The 19,026-nt window shown below is 44.2% G+C and carries 20 protein-coding genes; 11 read left to right on the forward strand and 9 right to left on the reverse strand.

All coding sequences use genetic code 11. The features are described from left to right. Window positions 1-47: 47 nt before the first annotated feature. From GO495_RS26685 to GO495_RS26695, 3 genes are read right to left on the reverse strand one after another with little or no spacing between them, the layout of a single operon-like run. Window positions 48-962: an outer membrane beta-barrel protein gene (locus tag GO495_RS26685; RefSeq protein ID WP_157303004.1), complete on the reverse strand. Its 915-nt coding sequence runs from the start codon at window positions 960-962 to the stop codon at window positions 48-50. Window positions 963-1,011: 49 nt separating this feature from the next. Next, window positions 1,012-2,229, reverse strand: coding sequence for a hypothetical protein (locus GO495_RS26690; RefSeq protein ID WP_157303005.1), 1,218 nt, complete (start codon window positions 2,227-2,229; stop codon window positions 1,012-1,014). Further along, entirely contained in the window at window positions 2,229-2,891 is a 663-nt protein-coding gene (locus GO495_RS26695; RefSeq protein ID WP_240915341.1) for an RNA polymerase sigma factor, read from the reverse strand. The genes GO495_RS26690 and GO495_RS26695 overlap by 1 nt, the downstream gene beginning before the upstream one ends. 115 nt (window positions 2,892-3,006) lie before the next feature. On the opposite strand from GO495_RS26695, the gene kbl reads away from it, so the two are divergent. The 7 genes from kbl (at window position 3,007) to GO495_RS26730 (ending at window position 10,860) form a co-directional block, all read left to right on the forward strand. Beyond that, window positions 3,007-4,194, forward strand: coding sequence for a glycine C-acetyltransferase (gene kbl / locus GO495_RS26700; protein ID WP_157303006.1), 1,188 nt, complete (start codon window positions 3,007-3,009; stop codon window positions 4,192-4,194). A gap of 194 nt (window positions 4,195-4,388) precedes the next feature. After that, window positions 4,389-5,183 (forward strand): penicillin-binding transpeptidase domain-containing protein, encoded by a 795-nt coding sequence (locus GO495_RS26705; RefSeq protein WP_157303007.1) that lies wholly within the window; start codon window positions 4,389-4,391, stop codon window positions 5,181-5,183. A 204-nt stretch (window positions 5,184-5,387) separates the two neighbouring features. Next, window positions 5,388-6,422 (forward strand): VWA domain-containing protein, encoded by a 1,035-nt coding sequence (locus GO495_RS26710; RefSeq protein WP_157303008.1) that lies wholly within the window; start codon window positions 5,388-5,390, stop codon window positions 6,420-6,422. Then, window positions 6,419-7,210, forward strand: a complete 792-nt coding sequence (locus GO495_RS26715; protein WP_157303009.1) for a tetratricopeptide repeat protein — start codon at window positions 6,419-6,421, stop codon at window positions 7,208-7,210. Before GO495_RS26710 ends, GO495_RS26715 begins: the two co-directional genes overlap by 4 nt. Window positions 7,211-7,254: 44 nt before the next feature. Next, entirely contained in the window at window positions 7,255-9,195 is a 1,941-nt protein-coding gene (gene ispG / locus GO495_RS26720; RefSeq protein ID WP_157303010.1) for a (E)-4-hydroxy-3-methylbut-2-enyl-diphosphate synthase, read from the forward strand. Between the two features lie 340 nt (window positions 9,196-9,535). Next, the gene (locus GO495_RS26725) at window positions 9,536-9,826 is read left to right on the forward strand and encodes a hypothetical protein (protein WP_157303011.1); all 291 of its coding nucleotides are present in this window, start codon (window positions 9,536-9,538) and stop codon (window positions 9,824-9,826) included. Between the two features lie 125 nt (window positions 9,827-9,951). Next, window positions 9,952-10,860 carry a LysR substrate-binding domain-containing protein gene (locus GO495_RS26730; RefSeq protein WP_157303012.1) on the forward strand — a complete coding sequence of 303 codons (909 nt, stop codon included), beginning with the start codon at window positions 9,952-9,954 and terminating at the stop codon, window positions 10,858-10,860. Window positions 10,861-10,912: 52 nt separating this feature from the next. Here GO495_RS26730 and GO495_RS26735 read toward each other — a convergent pair whose 3' ends face one another. The 5 genes from GO495_RS26735 to GO495_RS26755 form a co-directional block, all read right to left on the reverse strand. Next, the gene (locus GO495_RS26735) at window positions 10,913-11,407 is read right to left on the reverse strand and encodes a lipocalin family protein (protein ID WP_157303013.1); all 495 of its coding nucleotides are present in this window, start codon (window positions 11,405-11,407) and stop codon (window positions 10,913-10,915) included. Window positions 11,408-11,490: 83 nt separating this feature from the next. Then, window positions 11,491-11,961, reverse strand: a complete 471-nt coding sequence (locus GO495_RS26740; protein ID WP_157303014.1) for a hypothetical protein — start codon at window positions 11,959-11,961, stop codon at window positions 11,491-11,493. 209 nt (window positions 11,962-12,170) lie between these two features. Continuing rightward, window positions 12,171-12,632 carry a hypothetical protein gene (locus GO495_RS26745; RefSeq protein ID WP_157303015.1) on the reverse strand — a complete coding sequence of 154 codons (462 nt, stop codon included), beginning with the start codon at window positions 12,630-12,632 and terminating at the stop codon, window positions 12,171-12,173. Next, on the reverse strand, window positions 12,633-13,130 hold the full coding sequence (locus GO495_RS26750) for an RNA polymerase sigma factor (protein WP_157303016.1): 498 nt from the start codon (window positions 13,128-13,130) through the stop codon (window positions 12,633-12,635). A gap of 53 nt (window positions 13,131-13,183) precedes the next feature. Then, window positions 13,184-13,645 carry an SRPBCC family protein gene (locus GO495_RS26755; RefSeq protein WP_157303017.1) on the reverse strand — a complete coding sequence of 154 codons (462 nt, stop codon included), beginning with the start codon at window positions 13,643-13,645 and terminating at the stop codon, window positions 13,184-13,186. A 33-nt stretch (window positions 13,646-13,678) separates the two neighbouring features. On the opposite strand from GO495_RS26755, the gene GO495_RS26760 reads away from it, so the two are divergent. From GO495_RS26760 to recR, 3 genes are all read left to right on the forward strand, one after another. Then, window positions 13,679-15,112, forward strand: coding sequence for a RecB family exonuclease (locus tag GO495_RS26760; RefSeq protein WP_157303018.1), 1,434 nt, complete (start codon window positions 13,679-13,681; stop codon window positions 15,110-15,112). 129 nt (window positions 15,113-15,241) lie between these two features. Beyond that, on the forward strand, window positions 15,242-16,711 hold the full coding sequence (locus tag GO495_RS26765) for an Ig-like domain-containing protein (protein ID WP_170302730.1): 1,470 nt from the start codon (window positions 15,242-15,244) through the stop codon (window positions 16,709-16,711). Window positions 16,712-16,736: 25 nt separating this feature from the next. Further along, window positions 16,737-17,354, forward strand: a complete 618-nt coding sequence (gene recR, locus GO495_RS26770; protein WP_157303020.1) for a recombination mediator RecR — start codon at window positions 16,737-16,739, stop codon at window positions 17,352-17,354. A gap of 124 nt (window positions 17,355-17,478) precedes the next feature. On the opposite strand, the gene GO495_RS26775 is transcribed toward recR, so the two are convergent. Further along, window positions 17,479-17,682 (reverse strand): hypothetical protein, encoded by a 204-nt coding sequence (locus GO495_RS26775; protein WP_157303021.1) that lies wholly within the window; start codon window positions 17,680-17,682, stop codon window positions 17,479-17,481. Between the two features lie 318 nt (window positions 17,683-18,000). Between GO495_RS26775 and GO495_RS26780 the strand changes: the two genes are divergently transcribed. Beyond that, on the forward strand, window positions 18,001-19,017 hold the full coding sequence (locus GO495_RS26780) for a homocysteine S-methyltransferase family protein (protein ID WP_157303022.1): 1,017 nt from the start codon (window positions 18,001-18,003) through the stop codon (window positions 19,015-19,017). The last annotated feature ends 9 nt before the right edge of the window (window positions 19,018-19,026 follow it).

Below are 19,026 nucleotides of genomic sequence, written 5' to 3' on the forward strand. Positions count from 1 at the left end.
AATAACAGAACGCATAACTAATTTAGATTATGTACACCCCAAAAACGTTAAAAACCATTAAAACGTATACCGATAGAAAATGGATATTGTTCAAGACCGTAATCATGTAATGGCGTTAAGGCAAAATTACCATACAGTTTGAATGGTCCGTAGCCGATGTCCCCTGTCAGGCTAACCTTCCATTTATTGAGGTTAAAATCGTCTACCTTCTTCACTTTCCCCCTTTCTTTACTTATCTGTTTGGTGCGTGCTTTTACAAGATATCCCCCCATTACGCCCATACTCATCTTAAATGCTTTCGACGGACGGGCAGGATTGCTGTTAAAATTTAACATAAGCGGTACGCTCAGGTATTCAGCAAAAAGCTTGTTTTTGGAGAAATTAATGGAATCCCGTATGATTTCGGTTGGATAGCCGGGTACATAGGTAATGTTCCGCGCAAAACGGTAATTATTCATTTCTATACCCAGCGAATATATAAGGTTCAGTTTGTGTCTGTAAAGATTCAGGCGTTGCTGGAACAACCAGATATTTACATTCACAGACTTCCCTGTTATCAGTTTGAATTCAGAAGGAGTCAATGGCGTACTCCCGGTACGGGGAGCCAGTGTATTCAATCCCGAAGCAGAGTAGGTATAAGACCTGTTGATATCTGCCAGATAAGGATTCGTAGCTGAATAATAAGCATAGGAAACCGCTCCTGTATAATCACTACGGTCTATATAGTTGTTGAAACCTAAGTCAAATACAAACCATTTTGTTTGCAGGTTTTTCCTGAGTTTGGTACGGGCATAGGCTGTGTCGTTATAGATCTTAAAAACACGTTTCCCTTTTGCATCTTTGCCCTGTAAGATCACCAGTCCTTTTACCTGGATCTTAACCAGGGAGTCCTTTTCCTGGGCACGTACACCCACACTTGCCAAAAGCAGCAATAATAGCCAGCGTAAAGCTTTACACTTCATATAATATATTTTCAATCTCTTACCGGTCATTTAACTCCCGGTATAACTGTTACTTTTTCTTCTTTGAAAAGAATCTTGCCACATTGGCTACACCGTTCAATAGCTTGCTGTCTCCGTTCATTGTCACTGACACGACCAGTTCTCCCTGTACAGGGGCAGGGGCCGTTACTATTTCAGATACTTTATTACTATTGGTATTGATAGCTGTTGCATTGGCCAGCACCGGAGCTTTCTGCACAGGGTTGGCAACCGCAGCGGCTATCTGCTCCTGTTGTTCATTCATCTTATCCTGCAATTGCTTCACCACTTCTCCCGACGTAGTTACCGGCTGCGCCAGTTTACTAAGTCCCGGATTGCTGTTATCGGCAACTGTTGGCTTATTGCCCGCACCGTTTATATCTGCTGCTTGTTTACCATTTACAAATACGCCCGCTTTACTGTTTGCTGCCAGACCTTCCTTAACGTTTACAGACACTCCCGAATTACTATTTACCGTAGTGGCCGGCCTGCCGTTTACAGATACACCTGGCTTACCATGCTCCGCAGGTTTTGCATTATTACTTGCCAGTAGCTCTTTCGTTGTTGCTCTGCCAGGCTGTTGCCCGTTAGTTATTGACTGGTTATTAAATGTTTGTGTCTGACTACCAGTACCTGTTTGCGCCAGACTACCTGATTGTTCGCTATTATCAGCGTCCTGATTAGCCGTTAATTGCTGGTTTGTGTCTGCCTTCCTGTTATTCACCCCACGCTCCGTGGTAACCTTGTTCACTGCCACCTGCACACTTTCTTTACCCGGCAAAACCGGTAATACCCATATCGCTACTCCGGCAACAACTGCCGCGGCGGCACTCCACCACCAGACAGGAAGTATTGTACGCCGGTTATGCCTGTAAAGTGTTTGCTTATTTCCGAACTGAAGGTTTAGATCAGGCTGTAACCTTGCCTGCTGTAATAAATTAAGCTCTTTAGATAAATACACATCTCCACGGATCAACTCTTCAAACGCCAGCTTCTCCGCTCCGTGTAACTCATTATCCACGTAATCCAGCATCTGTACAGACTCGTGATATAACTCGGTCTTACCATCAAACTGTATCCCCGTATCAGGTGTCAGCTTCACAGATTCCAGCAAAGCCATCTCTTCCCTGATATGCGGATGCTGCTCCATGAACAGCTCCAGCGCCACCATCTCCTCTCTGCTTAGTTCCCCGTCAAGGGCACTTAGCAGATATTCCTCATAGTTCGATATGTTAATATTTATCTCCATTAAATAACGTTCTCCATTTTCACCAGGTATTGCTTTAAAGATATCCGTGCCCTATGTAAGTAAACCTTCACCTGGGAAGGGTTCAACTTCATAATCTCCCCAATCTCCTCATAACTGTATCCCTCGTAATCCTTTAATAAAACCAGGGACCGTTGTACTTCCGTTAACCTTTCCAACGCTTTCTCCAGCACCTTCTTTGCATTATGCACCCGCTGCTCCGATATCTTCACTTCTTCCTTAAACTCATCCACCAGTGTAATCCGCTTTATCTTCCGGACATGATCTATCATATTGTGGTAGCCTACTGTAAACAGATAGGACTTGGCCTTTTCAAAAGGCACATCTGTACAGTGCTTCCACAATATTTCAAACGCATTCTGTACTACATCTCTTGCATCTTCTGTGTGGTCTAAGTTTTTCACAATAAACCGGAAGAGATTGTCTGAATACAGATCCACGCATTTGTTATACTCCTTTTCGGTCATCCGGATTCTGCGTGATTTTAATGCTAATGTCCGACAATTACTTTTATAACGCTTTATATCTCTTCTCTTTATCTCCCCAACAGCTACCTGTACAATATTCCTGCTCAATGATTCCGGATGATACCGCGACCACAAACTCAGGGTCCAGACATTACTATGACGCAGACCTGCTGCCAAATGTTACACTCCCGTCAAACTTTTTACTTACTTGCTATAAAACCGCGTACACCTGCCCGAATCGTAATACATTTATTCATATAACTTTGAACCAGGTTACAAAAAGCTGTCATTTATGAACGAAAAATTCGTTACCCGTCTGCAAAAGGAACTGGAAGAGATCCAAACTGCAGGTCTTTTTAAGAAGGAAAGAATCATTACTTCCGCGCAGGGAGCTGAAATTCAGGTTGGAGGAAACACGGTTATTAACTTTTGCGCGAATAACTACCTTGGCCTCTCCAGTAATCCGGAAGTCATAAAGGCAGCCAAAGATGCTATTGATACCCATGGGTACGGAATGAGCAGCGTTCGCTTCATCTGCGGGACCCAGGATATTCACCGCGAACTGGAACAGAAACTGGCACAATTCCTTGGTACAGAAGATACTATCCTCTACGCAGCTGCCTTCGACGCCAATGGTGGTGTATTCGAACCCCTGTTCAATGAAGAAGATGCTATCATCTCCGATGCCCTCAATCATGCTTCTATTATAGACGGGGTACGCTTATGTAAAGCACAGCGCTTCCGCTATGAACATAATAATATGGCCGATCTGGAAGCAAAACTCCAGGAATCTGCATCTCTCCGCAGCCGTATCATCGTTACCGATGGTTCCTTCAGCATGGACGGCACCATCGCCCAACTGGACAAGATCTGCGATCTGGCCGATAAATACGATGCCATTGTAATGACAGATGAAAGCCACTCCTCCGGCTTTTTAGGTAAAACCGGCCGTGGTACCCACGAATACAGAAATGTAATGGGCCGTATAGACATCATCACCGGTACCCTGGGTAAAGCCCTTGGCGGTGCTTCCGGCGGTTTTACCAGCGGACGTAAGGAAATCATAGATATGTTACGCCAGCGTAGCCGCCCCTACCTGTTCTCCAACTCTGTAGCTCCCAGCATCGTAGGCGCTTCTATCGCCGTATTGGACATGCTGAGCGCTGCCACCACCCTTCGCGATAAACTGGAATACAACACCAAATACTTCCGCAGCAAAATGACCGAAGCCGGCTTCGACATCAAGCCCGGAGATCATCCGATCGTACCCGTAATGCTGTATGATGCCCTGCTGAGCCAGCAGTTTGCCGACAAACTGTTAAAAGAAGGCATCTACGTTATCGGGTTCTTCTATCCGGTAGTAGCAAAAGGACAGGCCCGCATCCGTGTTCAGCTTAGCGCTGCCCACGAACAGGCCCACCTTGATAAAGCTATTACCGCCTTTACCAAAGTAGGTAAAGAATTAGGCGTGATAAAATAAACCAACCTTAAAGAAGTCCGGCCGGGGTTCCCGGTCGGGCTTCATACTACCCTCCTTCATGTCTCCTTCATGTCTCCTTCATACCTGAAGCATGGTTTAAGCATGAAGCCCGTATGAAACATGCATACCCCATGCATGATCATACTTTATACCACCTAAAAAGCTACTTTTGCAGCATCAAAAAAAGATCTGCAATGAAACTCACCGGCTGGATGCTCTTCCTGGTTGCCATACTGGCAAATGCCTGCGCACCAAATAATGTTAAAGTACAACCGTCCTGGGAAAAGTATTTTACCCAATACAAAGTAGAAGGATGTTTTATGCTGTTTGATAACGGCAAGGGCACATTTGGCGTATACAACTTGGACAGAGCAAAAGAACGCCTCCTCCCCGCCTCCACTTTCAAGATCTTCAACTCTCTGGTAGGGCTCGAAACCGGCGTCATCAAAGATACTTCCATGGTAATTCCCTGGGATGGTATTGTCCGCTCACGCGAAGAGTTAAATCATTCTCTCAGCATGAATCAGGCATTCCGCCTGTCTTCACTCCCCTATTTTCAGGAAGTGGCCCGTCGCATTACAAAACCAGTGATGCAGAAATGGCTGGATACTGTTAAATACGGTAACATGAAGATCAGCAAGATAGATACCTTCTGGGTAGATAACACCCTGCAGATTTCCCCCGACGAGGAACTTGGCTTTGTCAAGAAACTCTATTTCGACCAGCTCCCTTTCCATAAACTGACCATGCAGACCGTACGTAGCGTAATGCTGATGGAGAAAACGCCTCAATATGAACTGAGCTACAAAACCGGCTGGGGCATAGTAGGAAAGAAACAGATCGGCTGGATAACCGGTTGGATAGAAAAAAATGGCCTGCCTACCTTTTTCGTCCTGAACATAGAATCAGAAAATCCGGATATCGACATGCGCTCCATTAGGATGAATATCCTCAAAAGCATTCTTACCGAAGCCGGATATATAGAATAATATTAGAATAGCTCATAGTTGACTTACGCAACTATGGGCTATTCTACTGATACTAAGTTAATTGTCCCGGTCAACTATTTCCCGGAAACCCCTTCTACGTTAAAAAACTCCTAAATCCCAACCTTTACATACTGTAAAACGTACTAAAAAATTTATATTTGATCTTTGTGTTTCCTAGAAGACACATTTTGAAACCTGAATAGGATGATGTTACGCTTTCAGCATAGTGAATATTTATGGGCACTGGCATTGTTGCTGGTATTACAACTCGCATTTATCAGTATTTCCTGGTGGAAACGCCGCTCTGTACGTAAACTGGGAGACCCGATACTGGTAGAAAAACTCTTTACCGGCTACTCCCGACGCCGCTTTGTCCTCCGCTTCCTGCTTGTTTTCCTTGCATTCTTCTTCGGTGCATTGGGATTGGCCAATATGCAGAAAGGCAGCCGCATGGAAAAAATTACACGCAAAGGAGTAGACGTGGTCATAGCCCTGGACGTAAGTAAAAGTATGCTGGCAGGAGACGTGAAACCAGATCGTCTCACCCGGGCTAAACAACTAATTTCCAAGCTGGTAGACAAACTCGATAACGACCGCGTAGGTCTCGTTGTATTTGCCGGTAACGCTTACCTGCAAATGCCGCTCACCATCGACTACTCCGCCGCAAAAATGTACCTCACCACTGTCAGCCCCGATATGATCCCTACTCAGGGTACTGCCATCGGTCAGGCTATCCAGGTCAGTGACGACGCATTCAATAAAAAGGAACGTAAACATAAATCACTCATTATCATCTCCGATGGGGAAGATCATGACGAAGCTGCTATATCCAGGGCAAAGGCCGCTTTTGATAACGGCGTAGTGATCAATACAATAGGGATTGGCTCCCCTGCCGGTTCCCCACTCCCTGATCCGGAAACCGGTACCTTTAAAAAAGATAAAGAAGGTAATACCGTTATCTCCAGGTTGAATGAAGAAGAACTGAAATCCATTGCCTCCGCAGGCAGAGGTATCTACGAACACCTGGATAACAACACAGAAGAAGTAGTGAATTCCCTGGTCCGCAAAATAGACAGTATGGAACAGAAAGAATTCGGCGAGAATATTTTCACAGACTATAACAGCTACTACCAGTATTTCCTGGCTATAAGCGTCCTTTTACTGGTAGCAGAGTTTTTTATTCCGGAAATCAAACGCAGCACCCGTGTAAACGTTGTTACAGCTACAGAAAAACCATGAGTACACTACAATTAACTTATAAGACTATACTGGCAGGCACCTTATTATGCCTGGGAAGCAGCGCTTTTGCTCAAACCGGCAATAAATATATCCGTAAAGGAAACGAACTGTATCAACAGAAACAGTACACCGATGCGGAAGCCAATTATAAAAAAGCATTGGAAGTAAACCAGCAGTCCGTAGAAGGACGATATAACCTGGGGAACTCCCTCTATGAACAAAAACGGTATGACGATGCCCGCACCCAGTACGCAAACAGCTTCAAACTGGCTCCTAATAAACAGGAAAAGGCAGACGCCAGCTACAATATAGGCAACACCTTCATGGAAGGAAAGAAATGGGAAGAGAGTATCAAAGCCTATAAAGAAGCCCTGAAAATGAACCCTGCCGACGAACAGGCCCGTTATAACCTCGCCTATGCGCAGGCTATGCTGAAAAAACAGCAGCAAGGCGGCGGGGGAGATAACAAGGATAATAAAGACAAGAACAAAGACCAGAAAGATAAGGACAAGAACAAAGACAATAAAGATAACAAGGACCAGAAAGACAAGGATAAACAGGATCAGAACAAGAATAAAGATCAGCAGAACAAGGATAAACAGGACCAGGATAAAAATAAGGATAAAGACAAAGACCAGCAGGACCAGAAACCAGAGCCACAACCTAGTAAATTAAATAAACAGGAAGCTGAACGTTTATTACAGGCATTGGGCCAGGAAGAAAACAAACTGCAGGATAAAATGAAAAAGGCAAAAGGCCAGGCAGTACAGGTAGAGAAAGATTGGTAATTCAATTCGTTACCTTTGCTCCATAATATTTTCGAACATTATTTATGCAGCTATACAGTAATTCATTGACGGAATATAAGCGGTTGGCCACTTTAGAAGTAAAAGTAGGAGATCTGCTGATAGGTAATTTCAATCCTGTTCGTATACAAACCATGACCACCACGGATACCATGAATACCCTGGGTACCGTGGAACAAGCTATCCGCTGTATTGAAGCGGGGGCAGAACTGGTCCGCATCACCGCTCCCAGCAAAAAGGAGGCAGAAAACCTGCTCCCCATCCGCAATGAACTACGTAAAAGAGGATACACCACTCCCCTGGTGGCAGATATCCACTTTACACCCAATGCAGCCGAAATTGCAGCCCGCATCGTGGAAAAAGTACGTATCAACCCGGGCAATTACGTAGACAAAAAGAAATTCGAAACACTTACTTATACAGATAGTGAATACCAGGAAGAGATAGAGCGTATTCACAAACAGTTCACGCCTCTGGTAAAAATATGCCAGGAGTATGGGACTGCCATGCGTATAGGTACCAACCATGGCTCTCTCAGCGACCGTATCATGAGCCGCTATGGAGATACCCCTATGGGAATGGTAGAAAGCGCTATGGAATTCCTGCGTATCGCAGAAGATCTCAACTACCGCAACATCATATTAAGTATGAAGTCCAGCAACCCGCAGGTAATGGTGCAGGCCTACCGCCTTCTCATTCACACCATGCAGGAAGAACTGGGTCACGCTTATCCGTTGCACCTGGGTGTAACAGAAGCTGGCGACGGTGAAGACGGCCGTATCAAATCCGCCGTGGGCATCGGGACCCTCATGGAAGACGGTATAGGCGATACCATCCGCGTATCCCTCACCGAAGATCCTGAATTCGAATTACCCGTATGCCGCGACCTCGTAAAGAGATATACTACCCGCGAAGGACATATGCCCATCCCTCCGGTAGATCTGGTCCCTTACTCTCCCTTTGCTTATAAACGCCGCGAAACACTGGCCGTAAATAACATTGGCGGTAAACAGGTGCCCGTAGTAGTGGCCGATCTCAGCGACCTGGAGAACATTACTCCGGATCACCTGAAAGCTGTTGGTTATACCTATAATGCAGATACCGATAAATGGAACATCGCTGACGCTGCGGCCGATTATCTCTTCACAAATGAACTCCTTCCCTTCGCATTACCCGGTACATTAAAGGTTATAGTGCCTTATATAATCTGGCAAACGTCGGAGGATAAAGAGAAATACATGCCTATTCTTTCTCTCATGGAATACCTGAAGGAAAAGGATAGATCCCCCATTCTAAATTTCATCGACTTTAATACCGCTGTTGAATTTCCGGAACAGATCCTGTCTCAGCTGAAAACAGATACTACTGCTGTCCTCTGTCTGAACTCTTTCAATGCGCATGCCATGCCGGAAATCCGTCGGGCCTTCATTACATTGCTGGACAACAACATTCAGACACCCTGTATCCTGGAATGTTTTGCATCAGATGAAACAGCAGATGAACAACTGATTCATGCAGCTACCGATACCGGCGCTTTACTGCTGGATGGTTTTGGTGATGGCCTCTGGCTGGTAAATACCGCCAATGGATCGGAATCCACAGATTATAACTTACTCAATAATATTGCCTTTGGTATCTTACAGGCTACCCGTACCCGTATCTCCAAAACAGAATACATTTCCTGCCCTTCCTGTGGCCGTACACTGTTCGACCTGCAGGAGACTACCGCCAAAATCCGCGCTGTTACCAATCATCTGAAAGGCGTTAAAATCGCCATCATGGGTTGCATTGTGAATGGCCCCGGCGAAATGGCTGATGCCGACTTCGGTTATGTAGGCAGTGGCGTAGGAAAAATCACGCTCTACAGAGGAAAAGAAGTAGTAAAACGTGGACTGAGCAGCGATGTAGCTGTAAATGAACTGATAGATCTGATTAAGGAAAACGGTATGTGGGTAGAAACTAACTAAAAAATTAAGGGCTGTTGTTTCCAACAGCCCTGTAGCAGCAGTGTGCTTTTTGAGGTTAACGGACGACTAAATGATTCAATAAAGGGGTTATATAGTATCAGACAATCGAATTGTTATTTTATATATTATACCTAGTAGAGAAATATCATTGTTTAATTGTGCGATACAAAGGTACATCGGGACACTAGTCCTTGTCAAGCGTATTTATACGTAAAATACCTGCGGGAACTACGTTTTAATAACCTGTAAACCAGCGAATTGCAACACGGCTATAAATAACGCGTTTCTACTACAGCTATAATCGAAAAAAGTCTTAAATTTTCAGTAAAATCAATTGATTATGAAAAAATTCCTCACAGGAATGTTCGCATTGTTAATAGGCGCTTCTCTGTCTATGGCGCAAACTCCTGCCGCTCCTGCAAAACCTGCAAAGAAAGAGAAAGCAAAAACAGAACAAACAGCGGCTACACCTGCTCCTGCTACCGCCTCCGCTTCTAAAATGAAGAAAGATGGTACACCAGACAAACGTTTCAAAGAAAACAAAGCTGCCGCATCAGAAGGTCCAAAGAAAAAAGATGGTACTCCTGACAAACGCTACAAAGCAAACAAGGCTCCTGAGAAAAAAGCATAACCCCTAAGGGGAAATTTTTAAAGAGGCTGACAAGAAGATCCGTCAGTGCTTCCAGACCAACACGTCAGAAGCCCTGCACTGGCTTCCTCGTCAGCCTCCACTTTTTTATTTCGTACCTTTAACGCATGTTGGATTTCAGGCTAAAAGTTTTTTATACCGTTGCCAGGCGACTCAGCTTCACCAAGGCTGCTGAAGAATTATTCATCTCCCAGCCCGCTGTTACCAAACATATCCATGAACTGGAACAACAGCTTGGAATGGCAATGTTTGAACGAATCGGTAACCGTATCAAAATAACCCGCGCCGGTCAGATACTCCTGAAACATGCCGATGATATCTTCACCAGCTACCGCAACCTGGAATACGAGATCAATCAGCTGAAACATGCCCAGGGCGGCCTCCTTCCCTTGGGCGCCAGTACAACCATAGCACAATACTTCATACCGCCCGTGCTCGCACAGTTTAACCTGCGTTACACAGATGTAACAGCGTCGTTAATGAGCGGTAATACAGAACAGATAGAACAGGCCCTCTTTGATAAAACAATACAGCTGGGTCTCATCGAAGGACGTTCCAAAAATCCGGTACTGAAATACGTGGAATTTGCCAAAGATGAGATAGCCCTCATCGGCAATGTAAACTATACTTATGGGGATAATATGCCCCTTACGGCTGCTACCTTAAAAACCATTCCTCTTCTCATGCGGGAACAAGGCTCAGGTACACTCGAAGTAATTACGGATGAACTCAAACGCCTTAAGCTCAAACTGACGGATTTACAGATCGCCATGTACATGGGCAGTACTGAAAGCATAAAATCATATCTCCACCATGCCCCCTGTGCGGCATTCCTCTCTTTACAGGCAGTAAAACGGGAATTGGAAGCCGGGGAATTCAAGATCCTTCCTGTAAAGAACTTCCGCCTGGTACGTAAGTTTCATTTCATTCATTTACAGGGCCAGCAGGATAAACTGGCACAGCTATTCATGCGCTTTGCCCGCCAGAACGCTGGCACCGTAACGCAAAACGCTTAATGCCCCATGCTGTTGCATGAAACATTAAGCGCTTTGAACAGATACTGATATATTAACTGCGCTGCAGCGTATAAATAATAGCACCAGTCTTATCCTCATAATTCACACTGGCCTTCCACTCCATGGTAGTATTGCTCAGAGAACTGATTTCAACTCTGTAACCATCAGTTACGTTCTTCGCTTTCAGACCGGTTCCCACTTTCTTGAACTGGAACATGTCTACACCATTCTGTTTATATAAAGACCATACAATTGGCTGTGTAGCAGTGCTACAACCATCGTCGGTAGAAGATAACGTATAAGAACCATTCGCATTGGATGGTAATACCCACTGGCTGCCTTTAAAACAACCAAAAGCTGCCTGGTCAAAAACGGTCACTTTAGAATGTGCCGGAATACCTTCAAAACGGATATCGGTTACAATCCAGTTCCCCTTTACTGAGCCTTTGCTGATGCTTTGTGTAGTGCTGGCTGCGGACTGCGTCTTGCAGGATATGGTAAATAATGCCGCTACCAGGCATAACGTAGCAAGTGTAAGATGTTTCATGTACAAAATAGTTTGATGTTTAAGTAACCGTTTACCGGCGCAAGATGTGAAAAGACAAGAAATGTACCAAAATAGACTTCTTGTTATTTAACAACTGGGTGGCTTTTAGGTTCTGAGGTAGGATATATTTGTAGCAGACGCTGCTCCAGTTGGGAATATTTCCGGTAAAAATAAAAAGTACTGGCCATTAATGCCATGACAATTACACATAAAGCTATAAAAGCACAACGCCACCAGATACTGATGGTCATAGTCCTGTTCTGTGCCTGTATAATGTATGTATGACCCTGATTTTGTTTTTGTTTGGTGCCGGTTTTAGTGGAGACCTCCTCCCACTGAATACGTTCTGCGATCCTGTTCCACACCTGTGCGGGAGGTGCAATGCCCCCCTCTTCCCCTAATTTTTGCAGTTTGTATTCCATAGTCGCAATTTCCCCGTTCAACTGAGGATAAATATTGCGCATACGCTCAAACATCACTACCTCTTCGCGGGTAGCGAGACCAAGCAAATAGCTTTCAATAATGCCACTTTCTATGTAATCTTCCAGGTCCAAAATAGTATTGTAAATATATTGATGGTTATAATTGAGTATTCAGGTCAACTCCTTCTCCGCAGTAATCAGCCTTTCAAATGTCAAATTAACTTAATTCATTTCCAAATAAAACTCAACATTATTATGCAAGGTTTTTTATCAGATTGATTATTAATAGATTATTGTTACAACAATTAATTACTACCAGCTGTTCCTCGTTTGTATAGAAGTCATTTTGTGGGAATACGATATTCTGTCTGCGAAGAAGATTGCGCTGATTTTTCCTGCGACTGCTGATATTTGAGGTAATAATAGATAGCCGCAAACAGGCACACTTTAGACACAATGAATACCATGATAAAGAAGAGCTTCCACCACTTATGTACCGTGATATAGTCCTGATTCCTGGACTGTATATTGATGAAAGTATAGTTCGACTTATCCTTTTCCTTAGTATCTTTTTCCTCGTCCCAGTTAATACGCTGAAAAATCCTGTCCTTCAGTTTTGAGGGGGGTTGTACTCCCTCTGTTAAAGCAACCATCTCCATTCTGCGCTCCACCATACGGATTTCCGTATTTAATTCCGGATATAACTTTCTCATATGCTGCAATTCCTCTATTTCGGATGCAGTAGCAAGCCCCAGCGCGTAGCTTTCAATAATGCCACTTTCTATGTAGTGATCAAGTTCCAACTAGTTATTTAAGAATTTTCTAAATGCGATCATTGCTTCTCTCAACTGACTGGCAACTTCTTCGGGCTGAAGTCCTAACATGCGGGCTACGGCTTCTTTGGATAGTCCTTTATAGTAACATAACCGGAATACTGTCTGTATTCCTTCGGGTAAGCCCATTGTAAAGCGAAGCAATAAGCTACCGCTATTCATCATTGTTCCGTTGTCTCCCAACTCCCCGACAGCAACCTTTAAAGCCATCTGCCGGGCAACTCTCCTCATCCAGCCAAACAGGGTAATATCACCTGATTCTCTGTATGCGACAGCATCGTTGAAGATATATACGAAAACCTGGGTAAGCGCGTTTTCTGCTTTTTCATTATCTGCAATAACCTCGAGAATTATATTGTAAAGTGCAGGACCGTAATGATCATATATTAATTCCCTGGCCACGGGGTCTCCGGCCATCAAACGCTCTGTAAGTATATAATCGTCGATATGAACAGCTGATTGCTGCAAATTGTTATAGGTTTAACGCTAACTAAGATAATATTAAATCATGAATGCCATGCCTATTTGAATAATTCATTCACCTGCTGTTTCCTGTACTCAAAAATATCATCCAGCTGCTTTTTTACGAATAATCTGCGTGCAAATTGTCCTAATATGCCAAAGGGGATCTCATAATGAACGATATCGGTCATTTTTACCCCATCTGCTACAACTTCAAAATGATGCTGGTGATGCCATAGTTTATAAGGCCCTCTCCGCTGCTCATCAATAAAATACACTCCTTCCTTTACATGCGTAATCTCCGTCATCCAGCGTAATGGAATCCCCAGCACCGGCCGCACCTTATAGGTAATGATCTGACCCGCATATACCGGCTTCCCTGTTTGGGGAGATGTAACATCAAAACGCATGTAGGACGGGGTGATACGCTGCAGGTTCTCTGCTCCTGAAAAGAAGCTCCATGCCTCGTCCAGACTGGTATTTATCACCTGCACATACTCTAAACGATAGATTTTTCCCATAACTTTATACGACTTGCATTTTCAAATATAGTCATGTCTACAGACCAATACGAATATCATCCTCCGGAAGTATACAATTTACCGAAACAACCTTTTGTCCGTAAAGTCCTGACAATCATGCGCTATATTGCCTGTGAGCTGGACACGCCTCACAGCGGGGACGATCTGCTTTTCTCTATTTTACACTTTGATTTCTATAACATTCCTGCAGAAGAAATAGCCAAAGTAAGCCGGCGGGTAACGGAAAGAGCTTATAAGGATAAGACCTCGCTCCGGCAATACCTGAAGGAATGGCATAACTCCCACGGCCTTACCATGTTCACCCCCGTGGCAGAACAAACAATGATGGAATTCAGCCCTTTGCTGGAAAGCTGGATACGGGCGGCTCAGCAGGTTTCCCTGCAACAGCTGTTTACCATCATTATTAACGAAGAACACATAAGCCGCTCACCTGAAATAAATGAACACTATTTACCGGGAAAAGAGCTTCTCAGCGCATTTATTGCTGAAGAAGTCCTGCGGGAGCCCGGTCTTACACTCATCAGCTTTATAAATAAAATAGATGAAATAGAGAGGGCGGATGATACATTACCGTCTCCCTCTCCTTCTCCGGAAATTCCGGCGATGGATCCGCTTTTCATAAACCAGCTGCTGTCAGGCTTTATGATGAACGTAACTGCGCTTAACAATTATCTGGACTGCCCCCTGGGCTTCTTCTATAAAAACGTCATCCGTGCACCTTATGGCCGCTCCGAAAGCATGGAGTTCGGCTCTGCCGTACACCACGCGGTAGAAAAGCTGTTCCAGAAGATGCAGGACAACAACAACACCTTTCCATCAACAGAAGAATTCATCGAAGATTTCTTACAATATATGAGCCGTAACCGGGAATCATTCACCAGAGAAGCTTTTGAACGCAGACTGCAATACGGTAAGGAAATCCTTACCAACTATTACAACACTTACATCAACCAATGGAATAAAGTGGTAAGCGTAGAACGCAACATCCGTAACGTGCTGGTAAGCGGTGTTCCCCTGAAAGGAAAAATCGACAAACTGGAATTTGACGGCAACAAAGTAAACCTGGTAGATTACAAAACCGGTAGCTATGAGAAGGCCACTATAAAGCACCACAAATTCGATCCCCCGGGTGAACACAACCCAAATGGAGGTGATTACTGGAGACAGGCTGTCTTCTACAAAATCCTGCTGGACAACTACAAGCAAAAGAACTGGCAGGTAATCAGCACAGAATTCGACTTTATAGAACCTGACGCCCGGAACATCTACCGGAAAGAGAAAGTCATTATTACTCCCGCAGATGTAACCACCGTTACCCAGCAAATTATTTCCACCTGGAACAAAATCCAGGAAAAAGACTTCTATACCGGCTGTGGCAAGGCAAACTGCCGCTGGTGCAACTTTGTAAAAGAGAACAATCTGTATATTAACCTGCACAATAAGTAAAACAGGACAAAGAAAGATGCTGCAATTGACATAGCCATCTCTTATAAGAAGCAAGGCTATGATCCGGATTTGGATTTTACTGTTTGGAATTTGATCTTTGGTCCCGGTTTTCGGAATAATAAAATGAAAATGAAGCAGAACTTTCGTGCCGGGATATCCTGGTTGTTAATAATAGGTGCCTGTATCCTCTTATTTCCCCGCTGTGCCAACATAGTACCTCCCAGCGGTGGCCCAAAGGACACAACACCACCAAAGCTGGTAAATGCCAGCCCATTGGATTCAACCCTGCATTTCAAAAGTAAAAAGGTAGTCCTTACTTTTAATGAATATGTAGAGTTAGACAACATCTTTGATAAACTGATCGTATCTCCTACGCTCAAACGTACCCCCACCATAACAGCAAAACTGCATACCGTGACAATGGTAATCAAGGACACACTGGCTCCCAACACTACTTACACCTTTAACTTCTCCGATGCCATCAAGGATATCAACGAGCGTAATCCCATTCAGGAATACTCATACGTAGTTTCCACAGGAGACTACCTCGATTCCTTACAGGTAAAAGGTTATATTATAAATGCCGAGACCGGCAAACCAGACAGTAACGTATCCGTAATGATATACCGCCACAATGAAGACTCCGTAGTCTCCAAAGAAAAGCCGGTATACTACGCACGTTCCAAAGGAAACGGTAGCTTCTGGTTCAAAAATATGGCTCCCGGCGATTACAAACTCTTCGCACTCAAAGAAGAAGATAAAGACCTTCAATACAATCAGCCAGGAGAACTCATCGCGTCCGTAGACAGTCTCATACATCTGCGGGAACAAAATATCAAAGACGTTACCATGTTGCTCTACCTGGAAAAAGACAGTACCATAAACGCGCCGGGAGAAATGGGCAATGAACCCCCGCCAGAAGTAGAGCATAAAGAGAAAGACAAGGATAAAGAGAAAAAGAAGAAACGGCATATCACGGTCGCACCTACCCTCTCTGATAATCATCAGGACCTGGGCCTGCCTCTGCTCCTCACATTCAGCGGACCGGTAAAAACAATGGATAGTACAACGTTCCTCTTAACACAGGATACTATTAATACGCCAGTAAGGTTCTCGGTCTCCTTCGACTCCACCCGTACCAAACTCTCTGTTCAGTACGCCTGGAAAGAAGGTACACCATACAGGCTCGTCCTTCCTAAAGAATCTATCACAGATACGACAGGACTGTCGCTGGCAAAAGCAGATACCATCAAATTCGTTTCAAAGAAAGAATCTGACTACGGCAGAGCTATGGTAACCCTGCACCTTAGCGACAGCGCCAAGGCACAGATAAATGATTCTGTGCACTTTGTGGTACAGCTGATCAAAGACAAAGAGGTCAAATATTCAGGCACCCTCGTCAATGGTACCTGGGTAAAAAAACTGATCCAACCGTCTGAATATGAGGTAAGGATCCTGCTGGACAGCAACAATAACGGGAAATGGGACCGCGGTGTATACTACGGCACACCTAAAAAACAACCTGAAAGAGTAGTCAATTTCCCTAAAAAAGAAAACATAAAAGCCAACTGGGGAGTACCCATCCGCCTCACGCTTTAACAGCGGATTTTTATAACTTTGCGATATGATCTTTTCTTCAGCCCTGATAGAAAATGCGGTAAATGAATTTGCCCGGTTGCCGGGCATCGGCAAGAAAACAGCATTAAGACTGGTATTACATCTCCTGAAACAGGACCCTACCCAGGTACAATTATTTGGAGAAGTGGTAACACGCATGCGGCAACAGATCAAATTCTGTAAGAACTGCCACAATGTGTCTGACGAAGAAATTTGCAGCATCTGCGCCAGTCCTTCCCGTAACAAGGCCATTGTATGTGTGGTAGAGACCATACGGGATGTAATGGCCATAGAAAGCACGCAGCAATTTAATGGCGTATATCATGTATTGGGTGGTATTATCTCTCCGATCGATGGTATCGGACCCGAACAACTGAATATCTATTCCCTGGTAGACAGGGTACAGCAGCAGGGTGTAGAGGAAGTAATTATGGCATTAAGCCCTACGATAGAAGGGGATACAACCATTTATTATCTCTCTAAAAGGCTGAAGGAATCTCCTGTAAAAATCACTACAATAGCCCGTGGTATTGCCTTTGGCGGTGAACTGGAATATGCGGATGAAATGACCCTGGCCAGGTCTATCTCCAACAGGCTTCCACTGGAAAGTTATGTACAAAAATAAGCTGAATGCTTAATACGGGGGCGTATTACTCATTCAGCTCAAAGAAGAATACGGATGTTAAATAACACCCGTGTGTGTTTAACCTGTAATTCCACGTTATGAAAAAGGTAAAAACGGTTGGTTTTTAATTTATGTCTCTTAATGGTGTTAGCTCATCCTGTTCCCCCTCTTTCTCCTGTAACTCTCTCCAACGCTGCATCTCAGTATGGTTCAAAAAACAGATCTTAAAGATTGCGGGCTCTTCACTTACAGTCTCCTCCGGTACCGGGAACAACCCAAATTGCGCCAAGTGTTTCTGTAAGCTGTGTACATGCTTAGAAATACTCATAGTAATTAATTTGAAAACAAGGTTAATCAACTAAGCGGGCAATGGTGGGTGCACCTTTTAATTATAACAGCACTGACAATACGTGTTTCTTTGCATGGCAATTTTCTATTACCCTACAAATATAGTAGACTTTTAGGTTCTAAACAAAATTTTAGTTTTCCTCTGATAATTGTAAAATTGGGGAATAACAGTTCTGTGCAGCGTATACAGCTAATTTATAGTCAATTATTAAGTACCTTTGCAGTGCTTCCGCGGGTGGATTTGTTTATTGTTCGACCTCCGGTAACATAAACAGTAACTAATAAACGCATTAAACATATGAAATCATTATCCCAGTGCGCAGCAGAGCGCATTTTGATTATTGATGGGGCCATGGGGACCATGATCCAGCGCTACAAGCTGGAAGAAGAAGATTACAGAGGGGAACGATTCAAAAACCATCACTCAGATGTGAAAGGTAATAATGACCTGCTCTGTCTTACACAACCCCAGATCATCGAAGACATACATAAAGAATACCTGGAGGCAGGGGCGGATATCATTGAAACCAATACCTTCAGCAGTACTACGATTGCCATGGCCGATTACGACATGCAGCATCTTGCATTCGAAATGAATGTCGCCGCCGCACGTATCGCCAAAAAAGCAGCCGCTGAATATACCCTTAAAAACCCCGACAAACCCAGGTTTGTAGCGGGGGCCATAGGGCCCATGAATAAAACATTGTCCCTTTCTCCGGATGTAAACAATCCAGGTTTCCGCTCTGTTTATTTCGATGAAGTGGTTGCCGCCTATTACGATCAGATAAAAGGACTGCATGAAGGTGGCGTAGATGTTTTGCTCATAGAAACCATCTTCGATACACTCAACAGCAAAGCCGCCATTTACGCCATTAAGAAATACTTCCGCGATATTAACCAGCCGGAATTGCCTGTTATGATATCAGGTACCATCACGGATGCATCAGGAAGAACCCTGAGCGGACAAACATTGGAAGCTTTTTACATTTCAGTGATGCACATAAAGCCTTTCTCCGTTGGTCTTAACTGCGCATTGGGCGGAGCCCAGATGCGGCCACATATCGAGGAACTGTCGCAAATAGCCGCATGTAATGTAAGCTGCTACCCCAATGCAGGCTTACCCAATGCCTTCGGTGAATACGATGAGACTCCTGACGAAACAGCACATATCATAGAAGATTTTGCCAAAGAAGGTTTTGTAAATATTGTAGGCGGTTGTTGTGGTACAACACCAGATCATATCCGCCACATCGCAGAACATGTAAAATCGCTGAAACCAAGACCGTTGCCGGTACTTGCTACAGAACTTGTGTAAAAAGTAACT

Source organism: Chitinophaga oryziterrae, assembly GCF_009758125.1.
Lineage (GTDB): Bacteria > Bacteroidota > Bacteroidia > Chitinophagales > Chitinophagaceae > Chitinophaga > Chitinophaga oryziterrae.

What these genes read in the sequence shown, in the direction of transcription:
- recR (WP_157303020.1), top strand. Translation starts at nt 16,737, where the DNA reads ATGATCTTTTCTTCAGCCCTGATAGAAAATGCGGTAAATGAATTTGCC.
- GO495_RS26760 (WP_157303018.1), top strand. Translation starts at nt 13,679, where the DNA reads ATGTCTACAGACCAATACGAATATCATCCTCCGGAAGTATACAATTTA.
- GO495_RS26685 (WP_157303004.1), bottom strand. Translation starts at nt 962, where the DNA reads ATGAAGTGTAAAGCTTTACGCTGGCTATTATTGCTGCTTTTGGCAAGT.
- GO495_RS26735 (WP_157303013.1), bottom strand. Translation starts at nt 11,407, where the DNA reads ATGAAACATCTTACACTTGCTACGTTATGCCTGGTAGCGGCATTATTT.
- GO495_RS26775 (WP_157303021.1), bottom strand. Translation starts at nt 17,682, where the DNA reads ATGAGTATTTCTAAGCATGTACACAGCTTACAGAAACACTTGGCGCAA.
- ispG (WP_157303010.1), top strand. Translation starts at nt 7,255, where the DNA reads ATGCAGCTATACAGTAATTCATTGACGGAATATAAGCGGTTGGCCACT.
- GO495_RS26715 (WP_157303009.1), top strand. Translation starts at nt 6,419, where the DNA reads ATGAGTACACTACAATTAACTTATAAGACTATACTGGCAGGCACCTTA.
- GO495_RS26730 (WP_157303012.1), top strand. Translation starts at nt 9,952, where the DNA reads ATGTTGGATTTCAGGCTAAAAGTTTTTTATACCGTTGCCAGGCGACTC.
- GO495_RS26690 (WP_157303005.1), bottom strand. Translation starts at nt 2,229, where the DNA reads ATGGAGATAAATATTAACATATCGAACTATGAGGAATATCTGCTAAGT.
- GO495_RS26705 (WP_157303007.1), top strand. Translation starts at nt 4,389, where the DNA reads ATGAAACTCACCGGCTGGATGCTCTTCCTGGTTGCCATACTGGCAAAT.
- kbl (WP_157303006.1), top strand. Translation starts at nt 3,007, where the DNA reads ATGAACGAAAAATTCGTTACCCGTCTGCAAAAGGAACTGGAAGAGATC.
- GO495_RS26710 (WP_157303008.1), top strand. Translation starts at nt 5,388, where the DNA reads ATGATGTTACGCTTTCAGCATAGTGAATATTTATGGGCACTGGCATTG.
- GO495_RS26755 (WP_157303017.1), bottom strand. Translation starts at nt 13,645, where the DNA reads ATGGGAAAAATCTATCGTTTAGAGTATGTGCAGGTGATAAATACCAGT.
- GO495_RS26780 (WP_157303022.1), top strand. Translation starts at nt 18,001, where the DNA reads ATGAAATCATTATCCCAGTGCGCAGCAGAGCGCATTTTGATTATTGAT.
- GO495_RS26725 (WP_157303011.1), top strand. Translation starts at nt 9,536, where the DNA reads ATGAAAAAATTCCTCACAGGAATGTTCGCATTGTTAATAGGCGCTTCT.
- GO495_RS26765 (WP_170302730.1), top strand. Translation starts at nt 15,242, where the DNA reads ATGAAGCAGAACTTTCGTGCCGGGATATCCTGGTTGTTAATAATAGGT.